The following is a 17,818-nucleotide window of genomic DNA, read 5'->3' on the forward strand; positions in this document are numbered from 1 at the left end:
ATGTGGAAGATGCTGAAATGGAGTGTCATCTGTGGGGTGGTGCTGCTTATCCTGTCGGATATCGAGATCAGCACCTCTCTCTACAAGTACGAAGACAACCGCGTGGAGATCAACTTCCCGCGCTGGCAGGCTGACCAGCCCTGGGGCACCCTGCGCTGGCATGCGGGCCGGTTTGAGCATCACTGGTACGGTCTTGCAGGCAAATCCAAGCCCGCAACCGTACTCTGACGAGCGCTCTCCACAACGGATGGATCAGATTGCACCAACAAAAAAGAGGCCAGCGAATGCTGGCCTCTTTATTTGGTCAAGATCTGTTATCAGGCCGCTTCTGCAGCCAGCTTGCCATTGCCACGCACCATGACACCGAGGCCACAGGCCAGCAGGGTCGGCAGCAACCAGGCCAGGCCCTTGTCAAACAGCGGCAGGAAGGCGAACGCATCCATCTTCATGCCGGCGGCGCCCAGGCCGTCCAGGCAGCCGAACAGGAAGGCGACCAGCAGCACGGAGCGGAACACCAGGCGGGGGCGACCGAAGTAACCCTTCAGGAAGGTGACCAGTACCAGCGCCACGGCAACCGGGTAGATGGCGACCAGCACAGGAATGGAGAGGCTGATGAGCTGGCTCAGGCCCACGTTGGCCACGATGCCGCAGATGACACCCAGCAGCACGACCAACTTCTTGTAGCTCATGCCGGTCAGGTTGTGGAAGAAGTCGGAGCAGGCGGAGATGAGGCCGACGGCCGTGGTGAAGCAGGCCAGGGTGATGATGGCAGCCAGGATGAACTGACCCGGTTGGCCGAACAGACTCAGCACGTAGGCGTTGACGATGGCACCGCCGTTGCTCACGTCTGTGGCAACGCCGGCAGCGGTGTTGCCCAGCTGGAACAGGGAGACATAGACCACGGAGAGACCGATGGCGGAGATGATGCCCGCGATGGCCAGGTACTTGAACTGGCTCTGGTAGTCATGGATGCCTTTCTGGCGCAGCAGGTCGACGATCAGGGCGCCAAACATGAGGGACGCCAGGGTATCCATGGTGTTGTAGCCTTCCAGAATGCCCTTCACGAAGGGGGTGCTCTGGTAGTCACCGGATGCGGCAGGCATGCTTCCTTGCGGTGCGACGAAGACACCGATGGCCAGGGTCAGCAGCAGCAGCATCAGCAGCGGGGTCAGGTACTTGCCGATGGCATCCATCAGCTTGCCCTGGTTGAGTGAGACCAGGATGGCCACGCCGAAGAACAGTACTGTGTAGGCAGCCAGACCGGATGGTCCCATGTCGCCAAGGAAGGGCTTGAGGCCCATCTCGTAGGCCACCAGGCCGGTACGGGGGGCGGCGAAGGCCGGGCCGATGATGATGTAGATGGCGACGGCCAGTGCGGTGGCCACGCCGACCGGCAGCAGCTTGGTCATGCCGGCCCAGCCGTTGCCAGCCTTGGCGACGGCGATGATGGTGATGAGGGGCAGGCCCACGGCGGTGACCAGGAAGCCCAGCATGGCCAGAGAGAGGTGCTCACCCGCCATGAAGCCGGCCAGGGGCGGGAAGATGATGTTGCCTGCGCCCAGATAGAACGCAAAGGTCATGAAGCCCAATCCGAGTACATCGGACAATGTGAGTGATTTCGTCAAGTTCAACCTCGTCTGTCTTGTAAACTATTGCTTGTTATAGTTTTTTATTTGTCAGTGACCGGCACTTTCCGGGGGTAAAAAAAAGAGCCCCGCTGGTTTTTTCATCGCGACCAGTGGTTTGAACTGGTCTTGAGCGGGCGCTCATTTAGCAGTCAGCATAATGATGTGAAAAAATAGTTCAAGGCAAAATTTACATCTTCAAATAGAAGGGGCTGGTTAGTTGGATATATCTGTCGGAATAGCCTCCTGTGGCAGAATGGATCACAATTTCACCCCTCTCACACTTGTTTAATCCTCTGCCAAGCAGCAATAAAACACGATTTGCCTCTTTCCCCTCTCTGGTGGTAACAGCCAGATAACAACGCTCATACAGATCATAACTCGACGAAATGCATAAAATTTCATCCGCCATCGCCGTGGGCAGCACCAGGGCCAGTTGCCCGGTACGGCTCAGCAGGCGATCGCTGGCGGCCAGCAATCCCCTGGGGTCGAGCCCCCCGGTATGACGGGCCAGAGCCCTGGCCGGATCGCGGAGTGTCTGGCCTGCCGGGAAATAGGGCGGGTTGGAGACGATGAGATCGTAAGGGGGGGCGAGGTGATCCTGAATGGCGCTCTCTATGATGGTGACCCGCTCACGCCAGGGGGAGGCCGCCACATTCTCCTGGGCCTGCATGGCTGCATCCTTATCCAGCTCCACCCCGTCTATGTGGCAGTCGTTCGTGCTGCGCTGGGCCAGCATCAGGGCGATGAGGCCGCTGCCGGTGCCGATGTCCAGCACCCGACGGGCGTTGTCGACCGGCGCCCAGGCTCCCAGCAGAATGCCGTCCGTACCGACCTTCATGGCGCAGCGGTCGTGATCGATGTGAAATTGCTTGAACGTGAAACCGTTGTTGCGCCCCATTCGGCCCTCCTCCTGTGCCTGCCCGCGGAAAATGGCCGGCGATTATAGCGGCTAAGCCACAGTCACCATAGGAGCCGGCGGCATAATCGCCTATAATCTGCCGCTTCCTTAATGACCGAGTATTGCCATGAGCCAGTCCTTTGATGATTTCGACCTGAATCCAGCCCTCAGTCGGGCCTTGGCCGAGATGGGATTCACCCGCCCCACCACCATCCAGCAGATGGTGCTGGAGCCAGCCCTGGACGGCCGCGATATTCTGGCCTCTGCGCCGACCGGAACCGGCAAGACCGCCGCCTTCCTGCTGCCCGCGATGCAGCACCTGCTGGACTTCCCGCGTCGCAAGCCGGGTCCGTGCCGCATGCTGATCCTGACTCCGACCCGCGAGCTCGCGCTGCAGGTGAGTGCTCACGCCAAGGCCCTGGCGGTGCACACCCATCTCAGCATCGAGACCATCATCGGTGGCGTCAGCCATGAAGAGCAGCTGCCTGCCCTGACCAAGACCACCGACATCGTGGTGGCCACCCCGGGCCGTCTGCTCGAGTACATCGAGAAAGAGGAGTTCGAGAGCCATGACATCGAGGTGCTGGTGCTGGATGAAGCGGACCGGATGCTGGACATGGGCTTCATCAAGGACGTGAACCGCATCGTGGAAGAGGCGCGCTACCGCAAGCACACCATGCTCTTCTCCGCCACCCTGGAAGGGGCCGGCCTCGAGAAGTTTGCGAGCGAGATCCTCAAAGACCCGGTTGAGCTGCACGCCGAGCCGCCCCGCAGCGAGCGCCGCCCCATCACCCAGTGGATCCACCTGGCCGATGATGCCGCCCACAAGCTGGCTCTGCTGGTGCATATCCTGAAAAACCCGGAAACCCAGAAGGCCATCATCTTCGTCAAGACCCGTGAGCGACTGGCGGAGCTTTCCGGCCAGTTGCAGGCGGCAGGCGTGCCCTGCGCCTGGATCCGTGGCGAGATGGAGCAGGCCAAGCGCATCGAGTCTATCCGCAAGTTCCACGAAGGGGAGGTGCCCTTCCTCATCGCCACCGACGTGGCCGCCCGCGGTATCGACCTGCCGAACGTCAGCCATGTCATCAACTACGACATGCCCTACGGCGCGGATGTCTATGTGCACCGCATCGGTCGTACCGGTCGTGCCGGCAACCGCGGCTGCGCCATCAGCCTGGTGGAAGCTCACGACATGGCCATGGTCGCCAAGATCGAACGCTACACCGAGGAGCGCCTCAAGCGCCGGGTGATCGATGAGCTGCGCCCCAGACACAAGGAAGCGCGGGTGCCGGTGAAGAAGAAAAAGCCGAAGGATGCCAAGAAGTCGGCAAAGAAGAAAAAGAAGTAATGCCCCCGAGCACAGTTGAAACGGCCATCCCAGGATGGCCGTTTTGCTGTCTGCTGCCTGGGGAGTGGCCTGAGAAAGGCGCAGAAAAAAGCCGACGCAAGGACGTCGGCCAACAAAAAGTGCTTACAACAGAGGATTCACAGAGTCAGACCCGAGGATCTCCGACTTGGTTCCCTTGAATGTGTAATTAATTTTCAGCGCGCTTGAACATCAGGGTATTGGCGTCGGACTCTTCCGGTACAAAGTAGTAACCGTCGGCATTGAAACCGGTCAGCTGTTCCACCCGGGTGAGCCGATGCTTGATGATGTGGCGTGCCATCATGCCGCGGGCCTTCTTGGCGTAGAAGCTGATGATCTTGAACTGGCCGTTCTTCTCGTCCTTGAAGACCGGGGTGATGATGCGCCCCTGCAGGGCTTTCGGGCGCACCGACTTGAAATACTCGTCGGAGGCGAGGTTGATCAGTACGTCGTCCCCCTGGGTTGCCAGCGCCTTGTTCAGGTGCTCAGTGATGATGTCGCCCCAGAACTGGTAGAGGTCCTTGCCGCGCGGGTTGTCGAGGCGGATCCCCATCTCCAGCCGGTAGGGCATCATCAGATCAAGCGGGCGCAGCACCCCGTAGAGGCCGGAGAGCATGCGCAGGTGTGCCTGGGCGAAGTCGAGGTCGGCCTCGCTGAAATCTTCTACGGCCAGACCGGTGTAGACGTCCCCCTTGAAGGCCAGCAGCGCCTGGCGGGCGTTGGCCGGCGTGAAGTCAGGCTGCCACTCGGCAAAGCGGGCGGCGTTGAGGCCGGCGAGCTTGTCGCTGATCTTCATCAGGCTGGCGATCTGGTCCGGGCTCAGTTGACGAGCCCGGGTGATCAGTGCTGCGGAGTGGTCCAGCAGTTCGGGTTGGGTGAAACGGGAGGTCACCAGGGGTGACTCGTAATCCAGCGTCTTGGCCGGGGAAACCACAATCAGCATAACTGTCCTTTACTAGCGGTGACGCACACCCCTCATTCATCCAGGGTCACGTTGTCGAGAGTGCCTGCGCCCAGCTGCTCGCGACCCGACAGCTTGATGAGCAGTCGCAGGTCGTTGGCGGAGTCGGCATGGGCAAGGGCCTCACTGTAGCCAATTTGGCCGGCGCAGAACAGGCCGAACAGCGCCTGATCGAATGTCTGCATGCCGAGCTCGCCGGATTTGGTCATCACCTCCTTGAGTCTGTGCATCTCTCCCTTGCGGATGATGTCGGTGACGAGCGGGGTGTTGAGCAGGATCTCGAAGGCGGCGACCCGGCGCTGCCCGTGAGCGGAGGGGAGCAGCTGCTGGGCGACGATGGCGCGCAGGTTGAAGGAGAGATCGAACAGGAACTGGCGGTGCTTCTCCTGGGGGACCAGATGCAGGATGCGATCCAGCGCCTGGTTGGCATTGTTGGCGTGCAAGGTGGCGAGGCAGAGGTGCCCCGTCTCGGCGAACTGGATGGCGAACTCCATGGTCTCCTGGGAGCGGATTTCACCGATGAGGATGACATCCGGGGCCTGGCGCAGGGAGTTTTTGAGGGCGACATCGAAGGATGCGGTGTCGATCCCCACCTCCCGCTGGGTCACCAGACAGCGATCGTGCTGATGGACGAACTCCACCGGATCCTCCACCGTCAGGATGTGGCCGTCACCGTGCTGGTTGCGAAAGCCTATCATGGCCGCCTGGGTGGTGGACTTGCCGGCGCCAGTGGCGCCGACGAAAAGCACCAGCCCGCGTTTGGCCATGGCGACCTCCTGCAGGATGGGAGGCAGCACCAGCTCGTCAAAGGTGGGGATGCGGGTCTCGATGCGGCGCAGCACCATGCCTGGCATATCCTGTTGCCAGAAGGCGCTGACCCGAAAGCGCCCCAGCGAGCCTCGCTGGATGGCGTAGTTGGCCTCGCGGGTGTGCAGGAAGCGCTCGAAGTGGGTCTCGTCCAGGCTTTCTCTGATCAACGCCAGCGCCGTCGTCTTGTCGAGGGGAGCCGGCCCGAGCGACACCAGACGCCCGTTGACCTTGAGGGTCGGGGGGGCATCGACCGTGATGAAGAGATCCGAGCCCTTTTGTTCAACCAGTGCGGCGAGCAGAACATCCATGTTCATGGCGACTCCTTGGGTGTGCGAGCTTAAATGGTATTGGGATCGACCGCCTTGGCCTTGGCATCGAGGGAGGCGACGCCCCCCCGGTTGACCAGCTGCTTGAGGCTCTGGTCCATGGTCTGCATGCCGTGGGTCATCCCGGTCTGGATGACGGAATAGAGCTGGGCCACCTTGTCTTCCCGGATGAGGTTTCGCACCGCCGGGATCCCCAGCATGATCTCGTGGGCCGCCACCCGGCCGCCACCGATACGCTTGAGCAGGGTCTGGGAGATGACCGCCCGCAGGGATTTGGAGAGCATGGATCGCACCATGTCCTTCTCCGAGCCGGGGAAGACGTCGATGATACGGTCGATGGTCTTGGCAGCCGAGGAGGTGTGCAGGGTGCCAAACACCAGGTGACCGGTTTCGGCGGCGGTCATGGCGAGGCGGATGGTTTCGAGGTCCCGCATTTCACCTACCAGGATGATATCCGGGTCTTCCCGCAGGGCCGAGCGCAGGGCGTTGCTGAAGCTCTTGGTGTCGCGGTGTACTTCCCGCTGGTTCACCAGGCAGCGCTTGTTCTCGTGCACGAATTCGATGGGATCCTCGATGGTGAGGATGTGGTGGTGGAAGTTGTCATTGATGTAATCGACCATGGCGGCCAGGGTGGTGGATTTGCCCGAGCCGGTGGGTCCAGTCACCAGCACCAGGCCGCGAGGGTACTCCGCTATCTTGCGAAATATCTCCGGCGCCCCCAGATCGTCCAGGGTCAGAACGGTGCTCGGGATGGTACGAAACACGGCGCCCGAGCCGCGCGCCTGCTGGAAGGCGTTGACCCGAAAGCGTGCCATGCCGGGTACTTCGAAGGAGAAGTCCACCTCGAAGTTCTCCTCCAGCTCCTTGCGCTGGTGGTCATTCATGATGTCGTAAATGAGAGCATGGACTTCCCGGTGATCCAGGGCGGGCAAATTGATCTTGCGAACCTCCCCATCAACCCTGATCATCGGGGGGACCCCGGCCGAGAGGTGTAGATCCGATGCCTTATGCTTTACACTGAATGCCAATAACTCTGTGATATCCATAGATTTGTTATTCTCCCATCACAAGATTACGAACGAAATATGAGCCAGATTGCCCAGCACCTGCTTCAGGTAAAGGAACGTATTGTAGAGGCTGCCCGGCGTGTTGGCCGCAGCCCAGATCACATCCAGTTGCTTGCTGTCAGTAAAACCAAGCCGCTGGGGGACATTCAGGCTGCCTATGCCGCCGGCCAGCGGCGCTTTGGCGAATCCTACGCCCAGGAGGCCGCGCTCAAGATTGATGCCTTGCGCGAGCAGAATGCCTGTACAGACATAGAGTGGCACTTTATCGGCCCGCTGCAATCGAACAAGTCCAAGCTGGTGGCGGAGCGGTTCGACTGGGTTCAAAGTGTCGATCGTGACAAGCTCATCGAACGCCTCAACAACCAGAGACCGAGTGGGCTCGCGCCGCTAAATATCTGTCTGCAAATCAATATTAGCGGAGAGAGCAGCAAATCCGGTACGTCGGAGCAAGAGATTTTCCGCCTGGCCTCCCTGGTGGCCCAAAGCGAGCGGCTGCGGTTGCGCGGCCTGATGGCCATCCCCGAGCATACCCGCGACGAGGGGGTGCTGGCGGCCCAGATGGCGCGCATGCAGGCTCTGTTCACCGAGCTTGCGCAACAATACCCGAGCGTCGACACCCTTTCGATGGGGATGACCGAGGATCTTGAGCCGGCCATTGCCCATGGCAGCACCATGGTGCGGGTCGGGACCGCCATCTTCGGGGCCCGTGACTATTCATGAGCAAGAGCCGGGGCGAGAAACACCCCGGTCGTGCTTTTTTCAGGTAAACAGGCGCGTGTGATGCTGTCAGCCCGCACAGGCTGGGTCGGCATCCGCTGCGATGTCAGTAACAGGAGTGTTTGATGCAGCAGAGAACCCTCGCCTTCATCGGGGCAGGCAACATGAGCCGCAGTATCATTGCCGGCCTCATCCAGGCGGGCTACCCGGCAGAGCGTATCATCGCCGCCAATCCCAGCCGCCCCAAGCTGGACGAACTGGCCAGCCAGTTCGGCATCCGTATCACCCAGGACAACGCCGAGGCGGCCCGGGAGGCCGAGGTGATCGTGCTGGCGGTCAAGCCCCAGCTGATGGCGGGCATGCTGACGGCGCTGGTGGCCGAGCTTGGCTCGCTGGATGGCAAGTTGCTCATCTCCATCGCTGCCGGCATTCGCGTCGCGCGCTTGCAGGAGATGGCGGGTGGTCACGATCGCATCATTCGCACCATGCCCAACACCCCCTCCTTGCTGGGGCTGGGGATGACCGGGCTCTATGCACCGCCCGCCATCGGGCAGGCCGATAGGGCGGTGGCCGAACAGATGATGCAATCCGTGGGCAAGACCCTCTGGGTGGATGAGGAGGCCGGCATCAACGGCGTCATCGCGGCGGCGGGCAGTGCCCCGGCCTACTTCTTCCTGTTCATGCAGGCGATTGCCGAGGAGGCCGAGGCCATGGGCTTTACGCCGGAGCAGGCCCGCCTGCTGGTGCAGCAAACCGCCCTGGGGGCGGCCGCCATGGTGGAGCAAAATCCCGAGCTGTCGCTGCAGACCCTGCGCGAGCAGGTGACCAGCAAGGGCGGGACCACGGCCGAGGCCGTCAAGACATTCCAGGAGCAGGGGCTGATGCCGCTGACCGCAAGAGCCATGCAGGCGGCCGTTACCCGGGCCGGCGAAATGGAAACCCTTTTCTGAATCCCTTTTAGCAAGGAGCCCGGATGAACACGGCTTACTTTTTGATTAACACTGTCTTTGATCTTTACCTCATGGTGGTGCTGCTGCGGGTCTGGCTGCAGTGGGCGCGGGCCGACTTCTACAACCCCATGAGCCAGATGGTGGTCAAGCTGACCAACCCGCTGGTGGTGCCCCTGCGCCGCGTCATCCCGGGTTTTGGCGGGCTGGACATGGCCTCTGTGCTGCTGGCGCTGCTGATCGCCTTTGGCAAGTTGGTCCTGCTCAAGAGCATGAATGTGCTGCAGGCGGACTGGCTCACTCTCTGTCTGTTTGCGACGCTCACCGTGTTGAAGAAAGCGGGTTCCATGATCTTCTGGATCCTGCTTATCCGCGCCATCCTGAGCTGGGTCAGCCAGGGTCGCAACCCCATTGAATACGTGATGCACCAGCTCACTGAACCCTTCCTGGCCCCCATTCGCCGCATCCTGCCTGCACTGGGCGGGCTGGATCTCTCCGTGCTGGTCGCTTTCATCGCGCTGCAGGCCATCAACTACCTGATGGGGGATCTGTTCGGCCAGTTGTGGTGGATGATCTGATGCCCGCCGTCCTGCTGGAAGGGGACGAGCTGGTGTTGCATCTGATGATCCAGCCCAAGGCGAGCCGGGATCAGATCATCGGATTGCACGGTGACGAGTTGAAAGTGGCCATCACGGCACCGCCGGTGGATGGTCAGGCCAACAGTCACCTGATCAAGTACCTGGCCAAGCAGTGCAAGGTGGCCAAGGGGCAGGTTCGCATCCTGCGGGGGGAGCTGGGTCGGCACAAGACGGTCGCCATCGACGCGCCAAAGCAGATCCCCGCCGAGATTGCCGCTCTGCTCGATAATCAGGGTTGATACGAGAGGGATGACATCATGAAAACTGCCTGGATGAGTTGCCTGCTGGCGCTCCTGATGACGCTGCCGCTGCGGGCTGAGCAGATGCAGGAGCTGGGCCCCTGGAAAGTGCACTACAGCGCGTTCAACTCCAGCTTCCTCACCCCCGAGGTAGCCAGGACCTATGGCCTGGAGCGCAGCCGCTATAACGGCATCGTCAATATCGCGGTGCAGAACAAGCAGGGGGTGGCACAGGCGGTGGGGATAAGCGGCGAAGCCCGCAATCTGACCGGCACCCTTCGCACCCTGAATTTTCAGGAGGTGAAAGAGGGGAATGCCATCTATTACCTGGCAGTGCTGCCCTATCGCAATGAGGACACCTACCAGTTCACCCTGAAGATCATGGGGGAGGGGCAGCAGCAGACGCTGACCTTCCAGCAGACCTTCTACGTCGACTAGATTGCAGGGTGAATGCAGATGCCCTGCCCCCACGGGGGCGGGGCATTTTTTTGGTTCTTCGCGGGATCTTGGGGAAGTGGAAGTTGACAGACAGGGTGCTGGTAAACTGGCTGTCTCCAAACACACCACCACCATCACCCTGCTGTCGCCGTGCATCATATTGATATTGCCTCCTTCTGGCCAGGTTATACCGTCATCGCCCAAGCGCTTTCTGCCAACCATCACACCCTGTTTACCCTTGAGCCTCGCGCCGACCTGTTGCCCCGTTGTCGCCGATGCCTGCAACCCACGCCATTGATCCACGACCAACGTATCCGCCGGGTGCGTGAGCGAGACCTATTTGACCGACAAGTCTGGTTACAACTGCCTGTTCGCCGCGTCGACTGTCTGCGCTGTGGTCGCGTCAGTGAACATATCGACTGGCTCCCCTCTGGCTCCCGCCTCACCCGGCGCATGCAGTGCTGGATTGAAGCGCTCGTTCAGTACCTCCCCATCCGCCATGTCAGCCAGCTCACCGGGGTCGGTTGGCACACCATCAAGGAGATCGACAAGCGCCGTTTGCAGACCAGTGTGGGCACCATCGAACTTGGGGAGGTGCGGCGGCTGGTGATGGATGAGTTTGCCCTGCACAAGGGACACCGCTATGCCACCGTGATCATGGATGCCGAGCGAACCCGCGTCCTGTGGGTGGGGCACGGCAACAGCCGGGCCGCTATCCGTCCCTTCTTCGAGCAGCTCGGCGAGCGATGCCAGCAGATTGAAGCGGTGGCGATGGACATGAACACGGCGTTCGACCTGGAGGTGAAGCAACACTGCCCGCAGGCGGAGGTGGTCTACGACCTGTTCCACGTGGTGGCTCGCTATGGCCGAGAGGTGGTGGACCGGGTGCGAGTGGAGCAGGCGAATGCACTGAAAAGCGATAAACCGGCGCGAAAAGTGGTCAAAAGTGCGCGTTGGTTGCTGCTACGTAATCGGGCGAAGTTGAGTGAAAAACAGGATGTGAAGTTGCAGGAGCTGTTGGCGGCGAATCAACCGCTGGCGATGGTGTACGTGCTGAAAGAGGGGTTGAAGGGCATCTGGTATGCGCCGAGCGTGTGGGAAGGATGGCGACGATGGCGGAGCTGGATGCGGCAGGTGAAGGAAAGCGGGCTAGCGCCGCTGCAACGATTTGGTCGAAATTTATCGAAATATATGCGGGGGATCCTGGCGAGTGCAAACTACCCGATGCACACGAGTGTGCTGGAAGGGGTGAACAACAAGATCAAAGTGATAAAGCGTATGGCATATGGATTTAGGGACTCAGAATACTTTTTTCTGAAAATCAAGGCGGCCTTCCCCGGAAAGCCGCGATGAACCATTTTTTTGCCCGGTGAACCTGTGCTCGACGTCAGTGGCTGGCCAGGGGATAGGTAAACAGGGCCAGGTGGGCGAAGTTGAACAGGAAGTGGAGCAGGATGGCGATACTGAGGCGCCCGCTCAGCTGGAACGCCAGGCCATAGCAGGCCCCCGCCAGCGCGGCGAACAACACCAGCAACGGGCCACCGGCAAGATGGGCTGCGCCGAACAGCAGGCTGGCGACCAGGAGACCTGCCCAGGGCGTGCTTCGGCTTGCCACCCCTTGCTGGATGCATCCCCGGAACAGCGCTTCTTCCGCCACACAGGTGAACAGCAGGTTGTTGAACGCGAACAGCCACCACCAGTGGGGCAGTCCCGCTTCGGGTTTGAGGGCGCCCAGATGCCAGGCGGTGATGAGCAGGGCCGCGAGCGGCAGGATGAGCAGGGCCAGCGGCCGCCAGCGCATCGTTCCACCCGGGCCGAGCAGGCCGGGGATGGCCAGCAGCAGGGCGAAGAAAATGAGCGGCTTGTCCAGATTGAGGTAGAGGGTGAAGGGCACGCTGGCCGGGCCCGCCTGTACCTTGTCGAGCACCCTGAGATTGTCAAAGCCGGGCACCAGATGCAGCGTCAGGGCGAGGGACCACAGCAGGACCAGCGTCAGTGCGACGCCGCGCCAGGGTGGGGGCAGGGTGGGGGTACGCCAGGCCAGCAGCAGACCGGTGAGGCTGACAAGAGCGGCGAGGGGCGCGAGTCGCTCAAGCCAGAGGGCGGTGAGCAGGGCTAGTCCCAGCAGGAGCATGCCGGGCCTGGTCCGGCGGGCGAGGCAGCAGAGTACGGCGAGCCCCAGGACGAGCCAGATGAGGATATCGGGGAGTGGTAACATCGAGTCTCCTTGTATGAATGAAGGGCGCACCTTAACGATCCCCATGGTCTGGTTCAAGGAAAAGGGACTGGCCGGCAGAAGACGCGCAATGAAAAGCCGGAGCTGGGCTCCGGCTTGGGCGGCGGCAAGATGTCACCGAGAGAGGCGATGGCCTTCCCGTATCATCGACCGGACTCGGCGATGACCCGGGCGATGATGTCGGCGCGTTTGCTGGCTTCCAGCTCGCCCAGGGCGATGAGACCGGCCTTGAAGATGACGTTCTTCGGCAGACTGACGTCATCCAGGGTGGTGATGGCCTCGACGTGCATGCCGTTCAGGCGGCTGGCATCGCGCGGGCTCAGGTTGACCTGGGTGTTCAGCACCTGCTTGCCCTTCTTCTTGGGCTGGGCGGGTTTCTTCGGTTGATCCAGCTCGTCTTCCGGCAGTTCGTCATCAAAATCGTAAATGGACATAGTCAATCCTGTTGGGTTGCAAGGGGCATGCTCGCCCGAATGGGGGTAATCAGCCCATATCCTCGTTGCGGATAAAGGCGCGCCAGGAGCCGAGTACCTGGGCAAAATCTTCCAGCCCGCACATGGCCAGCTGTTCATCATCGTAGTAGGCGAGATCGTCGAGATCCTCATCCTGCTCGATATTGAGGACATTGGCCTTCACCTCGGCTTCCTCGTGGGTCAGCAGCAGGGAGTAGTCGCCCCCCAGCAGCCGGTATTCGGTGCGGGCCCGGCTGGAGAGCTGGTCGATGATGGCGAACAGCTCGTCGAGCTTCTCCTCGTCCTTGCCCACCTCGTCGATCAACCACTGGCCGATGGCTTCATGGCCCATGGAGAACCGGGCGCGATAGCCACCGAACGGGTCGCGGCGAAATTCATAATCCATAGCGGAGTCCATATCGGAGGGTGAAACCACCACGGCGCAAAGCGGCATGATGCCGGATCCTTGATCCATGGTGGGGCACTGATAGCGTAAAGTGGCCTATTCTAGCGATCCCCCCCGCGCTTGTCTTGATGATGTGGGATCTTTAACGGGTGATCCCGGTGATGGCGCACGCCGGGGACCCTGTCAACGAATGGTATGGAGAGGCAATGCAGCTCAACGACGCGCTCGCGCATCAGATAGTCAGCCGGGCGATGAAGATCCTGTCGTTCTCGGTCAATGTCATGGATGAGCGGGGACTCATCATTGCGTCCGGCAATCCGGAGCGGCTGCACCAGCGCCACGAGGGGGCCGTGCTGGCCCTGACCGAGAACCGGGTGGTGGAGATAAGCGAGGCCACCGCCCGGGAGCTCAAGGGGGTGAGGCCTGGCATCAACCTGCCCATCGCCTATCAGGGGGAGCTGCTCGGCGTCATCGGCATCTCGGGGGATCCGGACATCGTGCGTGCTTACGCCGAGCTGGTGCGCATGACCGCCGAGCTCATCCTGGAACAGGCGGCACTCACCGAGCAGTTGCAGTGGGACAAGCGCCACAAGGAGGAGCTGGTGTTGCAGCTCATTCGCGGCGAAGGGCGGGCCGATCAACTGCAACAGGTGGCCCGCTTCCTCGAGCTGGATCTCGCCCAGCCCCGGGTGGTGGCCGTGCTGGCGCTGGAGGAGGCCGAGCCCGCCCAGGTGAGGGAGCTGGTTCACCTGCTGGAAAACCCGGAGCGGGACAACCTGGTGGCCATCAACGGCCTGGACGAGATAGTGGTGCTCAAACCCGCCCAGCTCAGCGACGGCGTCTGGCAGTCGGCGCAGGAGCGCAGCCGGATCCGGCAGCTGCTCTCCCGTATTCCCCATTTCAAGGTTCGCATCGGGGTGGGTGATTACTTCGCCGGCATCCCCGGGCTGGCGCTCTCCTACCAGACGGCGCGAGACACCTTGCGCCGTGGCATGCGCCAGTCGCCCCGCAAGCAGGTCTATTTCTTCGAGGATTACCGGCTCTCAGTGCTGCTCGGCACCCTGGCGGACTCCTGGCAGGCGGATCAGCTGCGGGCTCCGCTGCAAAAGCTGGCGCAGGAGGACACAAAGGGAACGCTGCAAAAGACGCTGCGCCAATATTTCTTGCAGGATTGTGATCTGCATCCCTGTGCCGAAGCCCTGTTCATTCACCCCAACACCCTGCGTTATCGACTGACCCGGATAGAGCAGATAACCGGTTTGAATTTCAACAAGTTAGATGACAAGTTTCTGCTCTATCTCGGGCTCAGTCTCGATAGCTGATTTGTCTTTTCCAACAAAAATACAAGGCCGGTAAATGCTTTTTTTGGTTTTATGGCCAAAGCATTCCAGGCGGGGATCCCCATAATGGCGCCACTCATTACAACAACAAGGTGCCCGTCATGATCCCAGTCTCCGCGCTCGGCGCGCTCGCCGCGCTCTCCATCGCCATCTTCCTCATCCTGAAGAAGGTGCCGCCTGCTTACGGCATGATTGTCGGTGCCCTGGCCGGTGGCCTGATCGGTGGCGCCGACCTGACCCAGACCGTCGCCCTGATGATCGGCGGCGCCCAGGGGATCACCACGGCGGTGATGCGGATCCTGGCGGCGGGTGTGCTGGCCGGGGTGCTCATCGAATCGGGCGCCGCCACCACCATCGCCGAGACCATCGTCAAGAAACTCGGCGAAACCCGCGCCCTGCTGGCTCTGGCGCTGGCCACCCTGATCCTGACCGCGGTCGGCGTCTTCGTGGACGTGGCCGTCATCACGGTCGCCCCCATTGCGCTGGCCATCGCCCGCCGTGCCGATCTCTCCAAGGCGGCCATCCTGCTGGCGATGATAGGCGGTGGCAAGGCGGGCAACGTCATGTCTCCCAATCCCAACGCCATCGCGGCAGCCGATGCCTTCCACCTGCCTCTCACCTCGGTGATGGCGGCTGGCATCATTCCCGGCCTGTTCGGTCTGGTGATGGCCTACTGGCTCGCCAAGCGCCTCAACAACCGAGGCAGCAAGGTGGCCGCCGACGAGGTGGTGAGCTTTGACGGTGCCAAGTTGCCCGGCTTTGCCGCCGCCATCAGTGCGCCCCTGGTCGCCATCCTGCTGCTCGCCCTGCGTCCCATCGCCGGCATCGTGGTGGACCCGCTCATTGCACTGCCCCTCGGCGGCCTGGTGGGGGCCCTGATGATGGGCAAGTTCACCAAGGTGAACCAGTTTGCCGTCTCGGGCCTGGCCCGCATGGCGCCGGTTGCCATCATGCTGCTGGGGACGGGTACCCTGGCGGGCATCATCGCCAACTCCGGCCTGAAAGATGTGCTCATCAGCGGCCTGACCGCTTCCGGTCTGCCCTCCTATCTGCTGGCCCCCATCTCCGGTGCCCTGATGTCGCTGGCGACCGCCTCGACCACGGCCGGGACCGTGGTGGCCTCCAACGTGTTCAGCGCCACTCTGATTGAACTGGGGATCAGCAGCCTGGCAGGGGCCGCCATGATCCACGCCGGCGCCACCGTGTTTGACCACATGCCCCACGGCTCCTTCTTCCATGCCACCGGCGGCAGCGTCCACATGGGCGTCGGCGAGCGACTCAAGCTCATCCCCTACGAAACCGCGGTCGGTCTGACCATCGCCGTTGTCTCCACCCTGATGTTTGGCGTGTTTGGCCTCGCCTAAGGAACTGATATGAAAATTGTGATTGCCCCCGATTCATTCAAGGAGAGCCTGAGCGCCATGGCAGTGGCCGATGCCATCGAGGCCGGTTTCAAGCAGGTGCTGCCGGATGCCACCTACGTCAAGCTGCCCATGGCCGATGGTGGCGAGGGGACGGTGCAGTCTCTGGTGGATGCCACCGGTGGTCGCATCCTGCCGGTCGAGGTGACCGCCCCCCTCGGCAACAGGGTGCAGGGCTTCGTGGGCCTGCTGGGGGATGGCAAGCGCGCCGTCATCGAGATGGCGGCGGCCTCCGGCCTTCATCTGGTGGCGCCCGAGCTGCGCAATCCGAGGCTCACCTCCAGTGTCGGCACCGGGGAGCTGATCCTGGCCGCGCTGGAGATGGGGGTGAACCACCTCATCCTCGGCATCGGCGGCAGCGCCACCAATGACGGCGGTGCCGGCATGATCCAGGCACTCGGCGGCAAGCTCCTGAAAGCAGATGGTACCCCCATCGCGCCGGGCGGTGCCGGTCTGGCCGAGCTGGCCACCATCGACCTGAGCGGGCTGGATCCCCGTCTGAGCGGGCTCCACATCGAGGTGGCCTGCGACGTGGACAATCCGCTGTGCGGCCCGAAAGGGGCATCCGCCGTGTTCGGTCCGCAGAAGGGGGCAACTCCCGAGATGGTGGCCGAGCTGGATGCCAATCTGGCCCGTTACGCGGACTGCATCGAACAGGCGCTTGGCAAGCAGGTGAAGGAGATCCCGGGAACGGGGGCCGCAGGCGGCATGGGGGCAGCCTTGGTGGGGCTGCTCGGCGCCGAGCTCAAACCCGGCATCCGGATCGTCATCGAGGCGCTGAACCTGGCCGAGGCGGTGGCCGATGCGGATCTGGTCATCACCGGCGAGGGCCGCATCGACAGCCAGACCATCCATGGCAAGACGCCCATCGGGGTGGCTCGCTGTGCCAAGCAGTTCGGCAAGCCGGTGATCGGCATCGCCGGATGCCTCACCGATGACTGCGGCGTGGTGCACGAGCATGGGCTGGATGCGGTGTTCGCCGTGGTCAATCGGGCCATGTCCCTGCCGGAGGCGCTGGCCACCGCCACCACCAACCTGCAGCTCACGGCTCGCAACGTGGCGGCTCTCTACCTGCTGCGCAAATGACCCTCTCTCCTGGCCGATGCGGTGCATCGGCCAGACCCTGCCCCGTGCAGCAGAGTGAGCGGCCCGGCGTGGCACCTCTGACGCACTTGCCGATCCTTGGGTCGGCTTTTTTTATTATCCTGCTGTCTTTTATATGGTTTTTGTATTCTGACAAGGGGCTTTGCGGCATAGTGATCTCCCGACAGTGAGGGAGCCACGAGAAACAAGGCCCGCCTGAGGGAGGGCTTCCCATTCCGGGGGGCAATATGCGAGGAGCGAGCCATGATCCTGCTGACCCTGGGGGTGGTGTTGTTCACCCTGACTCATCTTTACCCCTGTTTCGCGGCACAGCACCGCGCCCGTCTGCGGGAGCGGCTGGGGGAGAACCGCTACAAGGGGCTCTTCTCGCTGCTGGTGTTCGTCGCCATCGGCTGCATCCTCGCAGGCTGGCGCAGTGCCAGTCCCATGCCCCTCTATTTTCTGCCTGTCTGGGGGCCCACCCTGGTGATGGGGATCATGCCGATCGCCCTTGTACTGCTGTGTGCGGGGCAGGGGGCCAATCATTTCCGCCGTTGGCTGGTGCATCCCCAGCTGCTCGGGGTGCTGCTCTGGTCGGGGGCCCATCTGGCGGTGAACAGCGAGGCGCGTTCCCTGGTGCTGTTTGGCGGGCTCGGTCTCTGGGCACTCATCAGCATCGTCTGGATTTCGATGCGGGAGTGGGGTCGTCACCCCCGTGCCGCCGCCACCTGGCAGGGGACGGGGATCAGTCTGGGGGCGGGGCTGGCGCTCACGGCTCTGCTTATCTTCTGGGGACACGGCTGGCTGACCGGGATCCCCCTGCTCTGATCCCTGAACCAGATTCC

Annotated in this window: 20 protein-coding genes; 12 read left to right on the top strand and 8 right to left on the bottom strand. The window is 62.1% G+C overall.

Annotated features, from left to right (window positions below; genetic code table 11):
• The gene (locus C2U30_RS17485) at positions 1-228 is read left to right on the top strand and encodes a hypothetical protein (RefSeq protein ID WP_103244189.1); all 228 of its coding nucleotides are present in this window, start codon (positions 1-3) and stop codon (positions 226-228) included.
• Between the two features lie 89 nt (positions 229-317).
• Here C2U30_RS17485 and brnQ read toward each other — a convergent pair whose 3' ends face one another.
• Together brnQ and C2U30_RS17495 are read right to left on the bottom strand one after the other, a co-directional pair.
• On the bottom strand, positions 318-1,580 hold the full coding sequence (gene brnQ, locus C2U30_RS17490) for a branched-chain amino acid transport system II carrier protein (protein WP_233720955.1): 1,263 nt from the start codon (positions 1,578-1,580) through the stop codon (positions 318-320).
• A 235-nt stretch (positions 1,581-1,815) separates the two neighbouring features.
• Positions 1,816-2,526: a tRNA1(Val) (adenine(37)-N6)-methyltransferase gene (locus C2U30_RS17495; RefSeq protein ID WP_043153021.1), complete on the bottom strand. Its 711-nt coding sequence runs from the start codon at positions 2,524-2,526 to the stop codon at positions 1,816-1,818.
• A gap of 127 nt (positions 2,527-2,653) precedes the next feature.
• Between C2U30_RS17495 and srmB the strand changes: the two genes are divergently transcribed.
• Positions 2,654-3,874, top strand: coding sequence for an ATP-dependent RNA helicase SrmB (gene srmB, locus C2U30_RS17500; protein ID WP_041210934.1), 1,221 nt, complete (start codon positions 2,654-2,656; stop codon positions 3,872-3,874).
• A 187-nt stretch (positions 3,875-4,061) separates the two neighbouring features.
• Here the strand turns inward: srmB and yaaA are convergent, their stop codons facing one another.
• The 3 genes from yaaA to tapT are packed head-to-tail and all read right to left on the bottom strand — an operon-like array spanning position 4,062 to position 7,035.
• Positions 4,062-4,835 (bottom strand): peroxide stress protein YaaA, encoded by a 774-nt coding sequence (gene yaaA, locus C2U30_RS17505; RefSeq protein ID WP_103244190.1) that lies wholly within the window; start codon positions 4,833-4,835, stop codon positions 4,062-4,064.
• A gap of 32 nt (positions 4,836-4,867) precedes the next feature.
• A complete protein-coding gene (locus C2U30_RS17510) occupies positions 4,868-5,977 on the bottom strand; it encodes a PilT/PilU family type 4a pilus ATPase (protein ID WP_041214461.1) in 1,110 nt (369 codons plus the stop codon).
• Between the two features lie 23 nt (positions 5,978-6,000).
• Complete coding sequence (gene tapT / locus C2U30_RS17515; protein ID WP_103244191.1) at positions 6,001-7,035, bottom strand: type IVa pilus ATPase TapT; 1,035 nt, start codon at positions 7,033-7,035, stop codon at positions 6,001-6,003.
• A 39-nt stretch (positions 7,036-7,074) separates the two neighbouring features.
• On the opposite strand from tapT, the gene C2U30_RS17520 reads away from it, so the two are divergent.
• The 6 genes from C2U30_RS17520 to C2U30_RS17545 all read left to right on the top strand — a co-directional run bounded on the left by C2U30_RS17520 (position 7,075) and on the right by C2U30_RS17545 (position 11,388).
• Positions 7,075-7,776 carry a YggS family pyridoxal phosphate-dependent enzyme gene (locus tag C2U30_RS17520; RefSeq protein WP_042864460.1) on the top strand — a complete coding sequence of 234 codons (702 nt, stop codon included), beginning with the start codon at positions 7,075-7,077 and terminating at the stop codon, positions 7,774-7,776.
• Positions 7,777-7,898: 122 nt separating this feature from the next.
• The gene (gene proC, locus C2U30_RS17525; protein ID WP_041210938.1) at positions 7,899-8,723 is read left to right on the top strand and encodes a pyrroline-5-carboxylate reductase; all 825 of its coding nucleotides are present in this window, start codon (positions 7,899-7,901) and stop codon (positions 8,721-8,723) included.
• Between the two features lie 23 nt (positions 8,724-8,746).
• A complete protein-coding gene (locus C2U30_RS17530; RefSeq protein WP_010673053.1) occupies positions 8,747-9,298 on the top strand; it encodes a YggT family protein in 552 nt (183 codons plus the stop codon).
• Positions 9,298-9,597, top strand: a complete 300-nt coding sequence (gene yggU / locus C2U30_RS17535) for a DUF167 family protein YggU (RefSeq protein ID WP_010673054.1) — start codon at positions 9,298-9,300, stop codon at positions 9,595-9,597. The genes C2U30_RS17530 and yggU overlap by 1 nt, the downstream gene beginning before the upstream one ends.
• A gap of 18 nt (positions 9,598-9,615) precedes the next feature.
• A complete protein-coding gene (locus tag C2U30_RS17540; RefSeq protein ID WP_029313762.1) occupies positions 9,616-10,035 on the top strand; it encodes a DUF4426 domain-containing protein in 420 nt (139 codons plus the stop codon).
• A 150-nt stretch (positions 10,036-10,185) separates the two neighbouring features.
• Positions 10,186-11,388, top strand: a complete 1,203-nt coding sequence (locus C2U30_RS17545) for an ISL3-like element ISAeme19 family transposase (RefSeq protein ID WP_076611394.1) — start codon at positions 10,186-10,188, stop codon at positions 11,386-11,388.
• A 34-nt stretch (positions 11,389-11,422) separates the two neighbouring features.
• On the opposite strand, the gene C2U30_RS17550 is transcribed toward C2U30_RS17545, so the two are convergent.
• The 3 genes from C2U30_RS17550 to C2U30_RS17560 form a co-directional block, all read right to left on the bottom strand.
• Positions 11,423-12,253, bottom strand: coding sequence for a CPBP family intramembrane glutamic endopeptidase (locus C2U30_RS17550; RefSeq protein ID WP_103244192.1), 831 nt, complete (start codon positions 12,251-12,253; stop codon positions 11,423-11,425).
• A gap of 161 nt (positions 12,254-12,414) precedes the next feature.
• A complete protein-coding gene (locus tag C2U30_RS17555) occupies positions 12,415-12,705 on the bottom strand; it encodes a hypothetical protein (protein ID WP_039039963.1) in 291 nt (96 codons plus the stop codon).
• Positions 12,706-12,754: 49 nt separating this feature from the next.
• A complete protein-coding gene (locus C2U30_RS17560) occupies positions 12,755-13,129 on the bottom strand; it encodes a YacL family protein (protein ID WP_039039964.1) in 375 nt (124 codons plus the stop codon).
• Between the two features lie 206 nt (positions 13,130-13,335).
• On the opposite strand from C2U30_RS17560, the gene C2U30_RS17565 reads away from it, so the two are divergent.
• The 4 genes from C2U30_RS17565 (at position 13,336) to C2U30_RS17580 (ending at position 17,801) form a co-directional block, all read left to right on the top strand.
• Entirely contained in the window at positions 13,336-14,451 is a 1,116-nt protein-coding gene (locus C2U30_RS17565) for a sugar diacid recognition domain-containing protein (protein WP_039039965.1), read from the top strand.
• Positions 14,452-14,570: 119 nt separating this feature from the next.
• Entirely contained in the window at positions 14,571-15,833 is a 1,263-nt protein-coding gene (locus tag C2U30_RS17570; RefSeq protein WP_039039966.1) for a GntP family permease, read from the top strand.
• Between the two features lie 9 nt (positions 15,834-15,842).
• A complete protein-coding gene (locus tag C2U30_RS17575) occupies positions 15,843-16,976 on the top strand; it encodes a glycerate kinase (RefSeq protein ID WP_042882141.1) in 1,134 nt (377 codons plus the stop codon).
• 261 nt (positions 16,977-17,237) lie between these two features.
• Positions 17,238-17,801, top strand: a complete 564-nt coding sequence (locus C2U30_RS17580) for an NnrU family protein (RefSeq protein ID WP_103244193.1) — start codon at positions 17,238-17,240, stop codon at positions 17,799-17,801.
• Positions 17,802-17,818: the final 17 nt, after the last annotated feature.

The organism is Aeromonas sp. ASNIH5, from assembly GCF_002902865.1.
In the GTDB taxonomy this organism is placed as follows: domain Bacteria; phylum Pseudomonadota; class Gammaproteobacteria; order Enterobacterales; family Aeromonadaceae; genus Aeromonas; species Aeromonas caviae.

Bases quoted from the DNA above. Each gene is read 5' to 3' on its own strand.
- C2U30_RS17485 (WP_103244189.1), top strand. From the start codon at position 1: ATGTGGAAGATGCTGAAATGGAGTGTCATCTGTGGGGTGGTGCTGCTT.
- brnQ (WP_233720955.1), bottom strand. From the start codon at position 1,580: ATGACCTTTGCGTTCTATCTGGGCGCAGGCAACATCATCTTCCCGCCC.
- C2U30_RS17495 (WP_043153021.1), bottom strand. From the start codon at position 2,526: ATGGGGCGCAACAACGGTTTCACGTTCAAGCAATTTCACATCGATCAC.
- srmB (WP_041210934.1), top strand. From the start codon at position 2,654: ATGAGCCAGTCCTTTGATGATTTCGACCTGAATCCAGCCCTCAGTCGG.
- yaaA (WP_103244190.1), bottom strand. From the start codon at position 4,835: ATGCTGATTGTGGTTTCCCCGGCCAAGACGCTGGATTACGAGTCACCC.
- C2U30_RS17510 (WP_041214461.1), bottom strand. From the start codon at position 5,977: ATGAACATGGATGTTCTGCTCGCCGCACTGGTTGAACAAAAGGGCTCG.
- tapT (WP_103244191.1), bottom strand. From the start codon at position 7,035: ATGGATATCACAGAGTTATTGGCATTCAGTGTAAAGCATAAGGCATCG.
- C2U30_RS17520 (WP_042864460.1), top strand. From the start codon at position 7,075: ATGAGCCAGATTGCCCAGCACCTGCTTCAGGTAAAGGAACGTATTGTA.
- proC (WP_041210938.1), top strand. From the start codon at position 7,899: ATGCAGCAGAGAACCCTCGCCTTCATCGGGGCAGGCAACATGAGCCGC.
- C2U30_RS17530 (WP_010673053.1), top strand. From the start codon at position 8,747: ATGAACACGGCTTACTTTTTGATTAACACTGTCTTTGATCTTTACCTC.
- yggU (WP_010673054.1), top strand. From the start codon at position 9,298: ATGCCCGCCGTCCTGCTGGAAGGGGACGAGCTGGTGTTGCATCTGATG.
- C2U30_RS17540 (WP_029313762.1), top strand. From the start codon at position 9,616: ATGAAAACTGCCTGGATGAGTTGCCTGCTGGCGCTCCTGATGACGCTG.
- C2U30_RS17550 (WP_103244192.1), bottom strand. From the start codon at position 12,253: ATGTTACCACTCCCCGATATCCTCATCTGGCTCGTCCTGGGGCTCGCC.
- C2U30_RS17555 (WP_039039963.1), bottom strand. From the start codon at position 12,705: ATGTCCATTTACGATTTTGATGACGAACTGCCGGAAGACGAGCTGGAT.
- C2U30_RS17560 (WP_039039964.1), bottom strand. From the start codon at position 13,129: ATGGATTATGAATTTCGCCGCGACCCGTTCGGTGGCTATCGCGCCCGG.
- C2U30_RS17565 (WP_039039965.1), top strand. From the start codon at position 13,336: ATGCAGCTCAACGACGCGCTCGCGCATCAGATAGTCAGCCGGGCGATG.
- C2U30_RS17570 (WP_039039966.1), top strand. From the start codon at position 14,571: ATGATCCCAGTCTCCGCGCTCGGCGCGCTCGCCGCGCTCTCCATCGCC.
- C2U30_RS17575 (WP_042882141.1), top strand. From the start codon at position 15,843: ATGAAAATTGTGATTGCCCCCGATTCATTCAAGGAGAGCCTGAGCGCC.
- C2U30_RS17580 (WP_103244193.1), top strand. From the start codon at position 17,238: ATGATCCTGCTGACCCTGGGGGTGGTGTTGTTCACCCTGACTCATCTT.